Below are 9,722 nucleotides of genomic sequence, written 5' to 3'. Positions count from 1 at the left end.
TCCAGCCACTCGGGTGCGTCCTGGTCGGGCTCGGCGAGCAGGGCGCGCAGCTTCTGGCCCAGGCCCAGATCGGTGAGGCGTGCCAGAGCGCGGCCCTCCGCGGGACCGTCGGCGATCTTGCCCTTGAGTGGGACGTCGAGCTTGGCCAGGCCGGTGGGCCGCTGGCGGCGCGGAGGCAGCACCACGCCGGGCCGCTCGAGCGCTTCGCGGGCCCGGGTCAGCGCGCCCGAGTCGACGGAGGTGGTGCGTCGCTGGGGTCCGGGGCGCAGATACGGCCAGTTCACGGGCGCCAGCCCGGGGAGAAGATCGGCTCGGTTCTGTACTCGCCACGCGCAGGTCCGCACCTGTCCGGACGCCAGTGGGTAGCACAAGAGGCCGCAGGTAGCAGCGCCGCCACCATCCCGCCATCGGCTGGCGGTCACGGTCCAACAAGGGCGGAAGCGCTGGCCCGGCACCTGCTCACGCGCAGGTCACGAGGCCAGTCGGGCACTACGGGCGAGGGGCAGTTCGGGGAGGGGTCGAGTTCGCACAATCTACAACTCGGCATCGTTAGCTTGTCATAAGATAAGTTATCGGCACTAACATAGGGGCAGGTAGGAGGCCTATTGGGGCCACGGTGTGCTCCAACCGTGTTTACGGGTGGCCCTCGTCGCCCTCGGTGATCTGGTCCAGGGCGGCGGTGAGATCGTCCTCGCTGGGTAGCGCCTCCTGCTCGGCGGGAGGCAGGCTCGCGTAGCTGAAGGTCGAGACTGCCAGGGGCGCGCCAGCCTGGTTCAGCGCGTAGCGGACGACGCGATCGTTGCGGCTGCCGCAGACCAGGATCCCGACAGTCGGGGCATGCGCGGTACGGCGCAGGCGATCCTCGACGAGAGCGACGTAGAACTGCAGCTGCCCGGCGTGTTCTGGCTTGAACTTGCCGGTCTTGAGCTCAATGACGACGTACCGCAATTGCTCGACGTGGAAGAACAGCAGGTCGGCATAGAAGTCCTCGCCCCCGACGTCGAAGTGGACCTGCCTTCCCACGAACGCGAATCCCGGGCCGAGCTCGCGCAGCGTATCGACGATCCGGTCGGTCAAGGACTCCTCGAGCTCGCGTTCGGCGACCTCGCCGGACAGGTCCAGAAAATCTAGGATCAGCGGGTCCTTGGCGATCTGCTGGGCAAGCTCGGAATCGTGCGCAACAAGCTGTTGCGCAAAGTTCGATGGAGCCGCCCCGGTGCGTTCGAGGGCGCTGCTGGCGATCATGTTGGCCAGCACGTTGCGCGACCAGCCGTGCTCGACGGCTGCGGCGGCGTACTTGTCCCGATCGTCCTGGGCGCTGAGCTTGTCCAGCAGGACAGTCACATGCCCCCAGGGCAGGTACGCAACAGGGTGTTGCGTGATTGGCCCGGCGGGCCAGGCGCCGGCGAAGGTCGCCATGTACTGCAGGTTCCGGGCAGAAAAGCCCTTCATCTGGGGGAACTCGGCCCGAAGATCCTCGGCGAGCCTGCGAATCACACCGCTGCCCCACCCGTGCCGGGCGCTCTCCTCGCGCACAGCCTGCCCGAGGGACCAGTACAACTCGATCAGCTGGGTGTTGACCCTGCGCTGCGCCGTGACCTGTGCTCGTCGGACCCTGTCCTTGAGGTCTTCGACGAGGCGCCCATAGTTGGATGGCAGGTCCAGGTCCCGGGAGTTCACCCGCCCATCCTGGCAGGCGCACCCCTGGGACCCAGCAAGCTGGTCGGTAAGAGGCTGACGATGGAAGGGATGGCCCGGTCGCAGTGGCCGGGCCATCCCTGATCTCAATCATTGCCAGCTGGAAGAGCCTTCACCGTCTCGCTCAGGACCCAGCCGAGGCCGCCGCCGATGAGGCCGGCACCGATGGCACCTCCGGCCACTATCGGCAGGATCGCCGACGACGCCAGGATGGCGACTCCGGACAGTCCCAGGCCGGTCACGCCGGACGCGATGCCGACAAACTGCCCCGGCCGGCCAATGGGATGTCCGCGAGCGGCAAGCGTAGCGACCATCACGGTCACCGCGATTGCGCAGTACGCGCTCACGCTAAGCGTGAGTCCGATGATTGTCGGATCCATATTCCTTCTCCGTTCGGTTGGTGGTAGGTGGGATTGTCCACACGACTCGTGACGCCCCGTTTTGTTCGCCTGGCGTCTCAGTAGCGGTCAGCGCTTGATCCTCGACATGGGTGCGGGCGTCCCCTATCATGGGTAACAGCGGAAACAAAATACGTTACCAGTTACCCGTTACCGAACACGGAATCTGAAGGGGCGCCATGTCGTCGTCGGAGAAGATCGCTCACGCCTATGGGGTGCTCGTCGCGCGGGGGGACAAGGTCACCGTGCGGGCGGTGCAGAAACAAGCGGGGGTGCGGATCGGCGAGGTGGCGGCGTGGATGCGCGAGCACGCCACGGGCGCAGCGGGTGAGGTGCCCGAGGCCCCGGACTTGTCTGAGCCGATGTCGGCGATGGTGGCCTCGGTGTGGGCGGCGGCGTGGAAGCGCGCCGCCGAGCAGGCAGACGAGGCCACCGCGGTGGCCCTCGATGCTGCCCGCGCCGGCGAGGCCGACGCCCTCGCCGCGGCGGAGGAAGCCATGGCGCAGCGAGCAGACGCCGACACCGCCAGGGATGAGGCGGTCCGGGACGCCGAGCAGTTGCGCTCCGAACTGGCCCAGGTTCGCCAGCAACTCGAGAAGGTGCAGCGTGAGGCGGAGCAGGCGCGCGTCCAGGCCGAGGAGGCTGACCGCGGGCGTGTGCGGGCCGAGGCCACTTCGGACACCTTGCGTGAACTGCTGGACGCGTTTCGTTCCTTCGGGCAGGCCGACGACGACAAGTAGCGATCCGCACGGTGGTGGTCTTGTCGTGTCGGACCGGGCGAGCACACTGACCGAACAGGACAGGCAATGACCAAGTGGCTCGGACCTCCGTCAGGTGCGGTCGGCACGTAGCGGGACGAACGCCAACACGGGAGGGGTGTCATGTGGGATCTACAGACCGCGATACAGGCCGTGGCGGTGGTCGCGGTGGCATCGCTTCTGGTGCCGCCGCTGGCGCGCGGCATCGGGGGCATCTGCGCGGTGATCGGATTCTGTGGCGTGACGCAGTCGAGCTCCTGGGCGCCGACGGTGATGGCGCTGGGGATGGTGGCGTGGTTCGTCGGGCACTGGTCGTTCGCTGTGCGCAACGATGTGCATTACCGGTCGCGATTGGCGCTGCTGGTGATCGACAAGACGCCGCTGCGGTGGACGATTCCGCGCTACTGGCAGCTGCGCCGCCAGAGGCGTCTCACGCCTACCCGCTGACACTTCCCACCCGACCGGTACAGCAATGGCCCCACCGAAACGGTGGGGCCATTGCTGTTGGTGTGTGGGGCCGAGTCTAGAACAGTGGTGGCTCGTCTAGTGGTGCGGTGTTGCCGCAGGCGTGGGCGTAAGCCTTGGGGTTCCAGCCGCCGGTGACGGCTTCGCGGACCGCGAGGGAGCGGGCGTGCCGGTCGTGGCGTTCGGTGGTGTTGCGGATGATTCCGGTGCGTCCGCAGGCGACCGCGTAGAGCAGGTTCGCCGATTGGGTTGAGGCGATGAGGTGGCCGGGGTCCACGCGCACGCACAAGGGTTCGTTGCAGCGGTGCTCACCGATCGCCCCGTCGGTTAGTTCGCCGGCGACCAGGAGGGCGAACCGGTGCGCGTACTCGGTTCTGCTGACGCCGTCTCGACGCCAGCTGATCCGCCCGTACCCGTCGGAGATGGCGCCGGTCCAGATGTGACACCCGTTGCCCGGAGCGCGCACGACACGGGAGCCAAACGCGGCGATCGCTGCTTCAGTCGGGGGCAGCGTCGAGTCGTACGGCCTGGACCGCGCCGGGGCAGGCCGGGGCCGGGGGCGGGCGTCCATTCCCGGCAGCGGGATGTCCTCGAACCATCCGCCGGAGACTGGCTCAGTGCTGCTGGTCACCGTTGGTGTCCGCGGGTGTCTGGCCGGCCGTCGTGGTGTCACTGTCGGCCGCATCCGTGGCCATGTTCTCGGTGTCGGTGGTGTTGTCCTTGGCGGCGCGGATCGCCGCCCCGACCTCGCGGGCGGACAGTCCGGTCATCTCCGCCAGGTCGCCCTGCGCCACACCCAGGTCCCGAAGCTCGACCAGCGACTCGCCGAGGACGATCTGCGCGTCATCGCGGGCGTCGATCGCCGAGAACACCGCGACCAGCTTGGCCTCGCGCTTGCGAGCCCGCTCCAACTCGTCGGCCATCGCCTGACGAGCCCTCGCGCGTGCGGTTTGTGAACGTGAATCAGTCTTGATAGCCGCCATGTGATCGACCCTATTGCCCTACCCATCGTGCCGCAATGCCCAACCACCATGCCGCCGTCATCGTCTCGCCGTCCTGGTCCCCGATCGCCGCACCAGATCTAGCACTGTCCGTGCTAGATCATCCTCGCTTTCGCTCGTCACAAACTGCCATACACAGTAGGCACTACTAGTGACGTCCGGAAAGCGGCTGCTCAGCGCGCCGCCGACGCGTCGTGCGTAGACGCCGCCCCGCGGCGGCTCTACGCTGGGGCTCATGATGAGCCTCCGAGCGGTGCACGCCGGTACTGGATACCAGTACCTGCTGCGCTCGGTCGCCACCCATGACGCTGACCCCGAAGGAAAGTCGCTGTCGGACTACTACGCGGCCAAGGGAACACCGCCCGGGCGGTGGATCGGCAGCGGATTGGCCGGCCTGCTCTCTGAGACAGCGACCGCCGGCGCCGTCGTGGGAGAGGTCCAAATGGCCGCCCTGTACGGCGAAGGGCTACACCCGGACACCGATCAGATGATGGCTGAAGGGAAGAGTCTGGGCGCCTGCAAGCTGGGCCGGGCCTACCCCCTGTACTCCGGAGATGTCCCCGTGCTCGCGGCGATCTCCGCCGCTGAAAAGTCGTTCCTCATTGCCGAGGGGCGCCGCCCCACTCCCGACGAGAGAAACCAACTCGCCGAGAGCGTGGCCCGCCCGTTCTACACGAGCGAGTTCGGCTATGAACACGCCTCCGGCAAGGACGTCATCGCCTGGGTGAACCGCGAACGGGACAAGGTCCGCCAGGCCGTCGCCGGATTCGATTTCACCTTCTCACCGGTCAAAAGTGTCAGCGTTCTGTGGGCGCTTTCCGACGAGCACACGGCCTCAAAAGTGGCGGCGCTACACCATCAGGCCGTGGCCGAGGCCCTGCGATGGGCCGAGGACAATGCGATCTACACCCGCGTGGGTGCCGGCGGCATCGAGCAGGTGAAAACCAGAGGCATCGTCGCCGCTGAGTTCACGCACTTCGACACCCGTGGCGGAGACCCGGACCTGCACTCGCACGTGTTGATCGCCAACAAGGTGCAAGGCCCCGACGGCCAGTGGCGCACGCTGGATTCGCGGACGATCCACCAGATGCACCAGGCGATCTCGGCTCGCTACGACGCTGTCCTGCACGACCTACTCTCCCGCCGGATGGGTCTGGACTTCGAGGCGCACTACCCGCACCCGGACAAAGCGCCGATCTGGGACATCAAGGGCATCGACCGCCGTCTCATTGACGTGTTCTCGTCCCGTCGCGCACTAGCCCGCCCGGTCTACGAGCAGCTCGTTGCCGAGTACGTAGAGAAGAACGGGCGCCAGCCCACCCAGCGAGCGGCGTACGCCCTGTGGCAGAAGGCGATCCTCGATACCCGCGACGCCAAAAAGCCCGCCCAGTCCCTCGATGAGCACCGTGCCAAGTGGCGCCAGGTGGCTGAGCAGGCCATCGGCGCCGACGCCGTCTCGTCCGTTGTCCGCGACGTCACCGAGCAGGCCACCGTCGATGCGCAGCGCAAGGTTTTTGACACCGACAGCCACGCCCGACAGGTCGCTGAGCAGGCCGTCCAATCGGTGTCGTCACGCCGCGCGCAGTTCCGCCGGTCGCACGTAGACACCGCCGTATCCACAGCTCTGAAGGGCTACCGGTTCGCCTCCGACGACGCCCTCGACCAGGCCCACGCCAAGGTCATGGACATCGCGCTTCGCGAGCTCATGGTGGAGCTGACGCCACCTGATCCACTGATCCTGCCCGAGCCCCTGACCGGCCACACCGGCGCAGGAATCGACCGGCACGCCAACGCCGAGAAGTACACCACCCAAGCCGTGCTCGACGCCGAGACCCGCGTCCTCGATGCAGCCCGCACCCCGGTGGCAGTGATCGCACCCCGCGCCAAGCTCGAGAAGGCACTTGCCGCCCACGAGAGGACCACCGGCTGGCCGCTCAACACCGGGCAGAAGGAACTGGCCCACCACCTCGTCGGAGCGGGAACCCTGCTCGCCGCCGGCGTCGGACCGGCCGGTACCGGTAAGACCACCGCCATGAAAGTGGTCGTGCAGGCGTGGGAGAACACGGGCCGCCACGTCATCGGTCTAGCGCCCTCCGCGGCAGCGGCCAGCGTGCTGGCTGAGGACATCGGCACCGACTGCCACACCATCGACTCCCTGACCTTCACCTGGCTCGGCCGCAACCCAGGCGCCCCGGGACGGAGCCTCGAGGCGCTGCCGGTGACCATTCGCCCCGGCGACATGCTCCTAGTCGACGAAGCGGGCATGGCCAGCACCGGAAACCTCGCCGCGCTGACCGAAATCGCCGCCGAATCCGGCGCCGTCCTGCGCCTGATCGGAGACCCGAAACAGCTCGCCGCCGTCGAGACCGGCGGCCTGTTCGCCGACCTGACCCGCACCCCGGGAACAGTCGAACTGAGCGAAGTCATGCGCATGGGAGCAGACACCGAACAGGCCGAGGCAACGCTCGCCCTCCGCGAAGGCAACACCGACGCCCTGGACCTCTACGCGCACCGCGGCTGGATCCGTGGCGGACACCGCGAGCAGATGCTCACTGACGCCGTTCAAGCCTTCCTCGACGACACCAAGGTCGGCCGCAAGAGCCTGGTCATCGCCTCGAACAACAGCGACGTCGACTCGCTCAACGAGGTCATCCGCGCCGACCGGATCGCCCACGGACACGTCGACGACACCCGCACCACGCGCCTTTCCCGAGGCGACACCGTCGGCGTCGGCGACACGATCATCGCCCGTGAGAACGCCAAGCTCTACACCTCCGACAGCAAGTACCTCGGCCGGGTGCTCAACGGCCAACTATTCACCCTCACCGGCATCGCCGACGACGGCTCACTAAGCGTGCGCGACATCAACACCGGCAACGATATGGTCGTGCCTGCCAGCTACGCGAGCAAGAGCATGCACCTGGGCTACGCGACGACTATCCACCGTGCCCAGGGCGCCACCGTCGATGTCACCCACGCAGTCGTCGACACCTCGGTGGACCGTGCCGGCCTGTACGTCGCGATGACCCGCGGCAAGAAGGAGAACCGCGCCTACGCCGTGTGCGAACCCACGGTCGACCTGTCTGCCGAGGACGCCCACATGCACTCAGCCGGCGACCACGACGCCCCCACCGCCGCCGAGGTACTGGCCGCCATTCTTAGGCGCGACACCCACCAAGCCTCCGCGACCGCAACACTGCGCGAGGAGATGGATAACGCCACCGACCCGGCGCGCATTGAAGCGCTGTACCGCCACGGCGTCGACCTCGCTGCCCAAGCCTTCACCAGCTCCACGCTGCCCACCTACATCGACGCCCTGCCGCGCCCCTACGGCCGACACCTCGAGCCCGGAGGCGACCAGTACGACGTGCTCGCCCGAGCCTGGACCGACGCCGCCAAGACCGGCCATGACCCCCGCGAGCTGTGGGCCGAGGCCACTGCGAACCTGGAGACCGCCGACAGTCCAGGGGCCGTCATCGCGCACCGGATACGTCACGCGACAAATGAGGACCGGGACCGGGATGCCCTGCCCACCCCTCCCCCAATCGCGCCGGCCACCGACACCGAACTGGCAGCGTGGCTGGCGACCACCCACGGCTCGCTCACTACCGCGCCGGCGCCCGCAGCTTCTGACGACTTCGCTGAGTCCTATCTGGCCCACCGTGCCGCAGAACAAGAACGCGGCCCGGACGTCGAGTCGACATCAGGACCGCAATGGGATTGGGGAGCCACCACCGATTCCTCCCCCGACCCGTGGTGAGTCAGAGACAGCAGGGAGTAGTCAGCAGTACCTGTCGTACTTGTCCATCGCCTTCCACGGCTCGGGGTTCTCGTTGTCCAGGGCCGTCATCCTCAGCGCTTCACAATCCAATGGGCTAAGACGGGTGCCACTGCTACTTGAACTGCCGCTACTCGAGCTGCCGGGGCTGCGCGATGTGCTGTCGTCGTCAGAGGACGAACACATTCCCAACCCCAGCAAGAGGGCAACACCTATGGCAACAGCACAACCGCAGCCTGCACCAGATTCGCTAGACACCGACTAAGCATAAGTTAACGCGTGTCCTGGTCCTACTCGTCTACGTCTCGATCACGGGGGGCTCAGAAAAGTCCGCTTCCGTCACCTCGTTGGCTCTGGCCTCGAACGTGCGATCAGCGCGGTGACTCAAGTACGACTCCGTGAACGGATTCGCCATCGGCGACGGCGATTCGGCGGCGGGAACTGAGCCGGGAGACCACGGTGGCGGGGAGAGCTGGCCAGCTCGGATCACGTCGCCGACGGTGGCGAGGACTGTCCATCGGAATTCGTCAGAGGTGCCCGTGACCCGGTCGAGACGGTCCTCGATCGCGGCCCGTGCGCGGGGACCGATCAGGTCGGGGTGATCGAGGTTGATGAGGTCGATCGGTACGTCGACCTCCATGTCGGCCCCATGGTGGTACACGCTGAGCAGGCCCGAGTACATGGCTAGCTCGGCGCCACGGTATGTGTCGACGGTGTACCAATCCTCGGGGTACTCCGTGAGCGCCATCGCGATCTCACCGACCGCGGACCGGTACTCGAGCCCCCTGGCGACGGCTTCGGGAGTCCTGGTGTCGAGCAGGCCCATCAAGCGGTCCTGCCTGACACTCATGAACGAGTACTGGAACCGTGTGTCGCGGAAGAGGACACCCCAGGGGTCCTCGGGGTCGTGCGGCATGACCGTCAACGGGGAGTCGGCCGCCGCCAGGGCATCGGCGAGGTAGGTCCTCATCTGGTCGTTGGCAAACGCCTGTGCGCTCATAGCTCTTCGACCTCCGGGGCTGTATCGACGGACACCGCAGCGCTGTCGAAGGTGGCAGCGGCGGGCTGAGCTTCCTGATCGGACTGGGCGATGAGCTGGGACGGTGTCTGCGTTCCTACGCCGGTGTCGATGACGTCCGCGACTGCCGGCGAGCCGCCGACGGCGGCCACCTCGGTGTGCAGCAGCCCCTCGGTGAGGCCCACTCTGCGCTCACCTGCGAGGTCGGCGGTATCGGCCGACGAGAGGCCGGGGGTGTCGGTGATCGCCGCATCGAACACGCCGGCCAGCTCGTACTCGGTGATCTCCAGGGTCACCGCTGCGATCACCGCCAGCGTCAAGAAGTCCGGGCCCGGTCCTGACCGCTCGCGAGCGCGGCGAACGGCCTCATCGCGCTCTTGCTCGGCCTGGGTCCGATCAAGTTCTGCCTGCCGCCGCGCTTCCTCCGCTGCCTTCACCAGCCGCCTTCGCTCCAGCTCGGCAGCGATCACCTCACGCCGCGCCTGAGCGACCTCTTCGGATACGCCGGAGTCTGCGCGAGCGGTCTCGACAACGAGCGATCCGACCGAGTGTTGGCGGGCGGAGTGCTCGCCGAGCGAGCGAGTCCGCGGCGGGTACGGATTAGCT

At 67.3% G+C, this 9,722-nt stretch carries 9 protein-coding genes and 1 pseudogene; 3 read left to right on the top strand and 7 right to left on the bottom strand.

Features of this window, described 5'->3' with window-relative positions; all coding sequences use genetic code 11:
• The 3 genes and pseudogenes from G6018_RS16190 to G6018_RS16180 form a co-directional block, all read right to left on the bottom strand.
• A pseudogene (locus tag G6018_RS16190) lies at positions 1–239 on the bottom strand (recombinase RecQ); the annotation flags it as partial.
• A gap of 394 nt (positions 240–633) precedes the next feature.
• Positions 634–1,680: a PDDEXK nuclease domain-containing protein gene (locus G6018_RS16185; protein ID WP_182640169.1), complete on the bottom strand. Its 1,047-nt coding sequence runs from the start codon at positions 1,678–1,680 to the stop codon at positions 634–636.
• A gap of 104 nt (positions 1,681–1,784) precedes the next feature.
• Complete coding sequence (locus G6018_RS16180) at positions 1,785–2,078, bottom strand: hypothetical protein (protein WP_182640168.1); 294 nt, start codon at positions 2,076–2,078, stop codon at positions 1,785–1,787.
• Positions 2,079–2,275: 197 nt separating this feature from the next.
• Between G6018_RS16180 and G6018_RS16175 the strand changes: the two genes are divergently transcribed.
• Positions 2,276–2,836, top strand: a complete 561-nt coding sequence (locus tag G6018_RS16175) for a hypothetical protein (RefSeq protein ID WP_182640167.1) — start codon at positions 2,276–2,278, stop codon at positions 2,834–2,836.
• A gap of 141 nt (positions 2,837–2,977) precedes the next feature.
• Positions 2,978–3,301, top strand: coding sequence for a hypothetical protein (locus tag G6018_RS16170; RefSeq protein ID WP_182640166.1), 324 nt, complete (start codon positions 2,978–2,980; stop codon positions 3,299–3,301).
• Positions 3,302–3,377: 76 nt separating this feature from the next.
• On the opposite strand, the gene G6018_RS16165 is transcribed toward G6018_RS16170, so the two are convergent.
• A complete protein-coding gene (locus G6018_RS16165) occupies positions 3,378–3,950 on the bottom strand; it encodes a hypothetical protein (protein ID WP_182640165.1) in 573 nt (190 codons plus the stop codon).
• The gene (locus tag G6018_RS16160; RefSeq protein ID WP_182640164.1) at positions 3,934–4,242 is read right to left on the bottom strand and encodes a hypothetical protein; all 309 of its coding nucleotides are present in this window, start codon (positions 4,240–4,242) and stop codon (positions 3,934–3,936) included. The genes G6018_RS16165 and G6018_RS16160 overlap by 17 nt, the downstream gene beginning before the upstream one ends.
• Positions 4,243–4,555: 313 nt before the next feature.
• Between G6018_RS16160 and mobF the strand changes: the two genes are divergently transcribed.
• Positions 4,556–8,080, top strand: coding sequence for a MobF family relaxase (gene mobF, locus G6018_RS16155; RefSeq protein WP_241731016.1), 3,525 nt, complete (start codon positions 4,556–4,558; stop codon positions 8,078–8,080).
• A 316-nt stretch (positions 8,081–8,396) separates the two neighbouring features.
• On the opposite strand, the gene G6018_RS16150 is transcribed toward mobF, so the two are convergent.
• Positions 8,397–9,098: a hypothetical protein gene (locus G6018_RS16150; protein ID WP_182640163.1), complete on the bottom strand. Its 702-nt coding sequence runs from the start codon at positions 9,096–9,098 to the stop codon at positions 8,397–8,399.
• Positions 9,095–9,722 (bottom strand): hypothetical protein (locus G6018_RS16145; RefSeq protein ID WP_206685272.1); only part of this gene is annotated, 628 nt, incomplete at its 5' end. The genes G6018_RS16150 and G6018_RS16145, both read right to left, overlap by 4 nt.

The sequence above is a fragment of the Dietzia sp. DQ11-44 genome (genome assembly GCF_014145205.1).
Taxonomy (GTDB): domain Bacteria; phylum Actinomycetota; class Actinomycetes; order Mycobacteriales; family Mycobacteriaceae; genus Dietzia; species Dietzia natronolimnaea.
Note: the sequence above shows the minus strand (reverse complement) of the source record. Positions and strands in the feature narration are given on the sequence as shown.

What these genes read in the sequence shown, in the direction of transcription:
- G6018_RS16160 (WP_182640164.1), bottom strand. Translation starts at nt 4,242, where the DNA reads ATGGCCGACGAGTTGGAGCGGGCTCGCAAGCGCGAGGCCAAGCTGGTC.
- G6018_RS16170 (WP_182640166.1), top strand. Translation starts at nt 2,978, where the DNA reads ATGTGGGATCTACAGACCGCGATACAGGCCGTGGCGGTGGTCGCGGTG.
- G6018_RS16180 (WP_182640168.1), bottom strand. Translation starts at nt 2,078, where the DNA reads ATGGATCCGACAATCATCGGACTCACGCTTAGCGTGAGCGCGTACTGC.
- G6018_RS16150 (WP_182640163.1), bottom strand. Translation starts at nt 9,098, where the DNA reads ATGAGCGCACAGGCGTTTGCCAACGACCAGATGAGGACCTACCTCGCC.
- mobF (WP_241731016.1), top strand. Translation starts at nt 4,556, where the DNA reads ATGATGAGCCTCCGAGCGGTGCACGCCGGTACTGGATACCAGTACCTG.
- G6018_RS16175 (WP_182640167.1), top strand. Translation starts at nt 2,276, where the DNA reads ATGTCGTCGTCGGAGAAGATCGCTCACGCCTATGGGGTGCTCGTCGCG.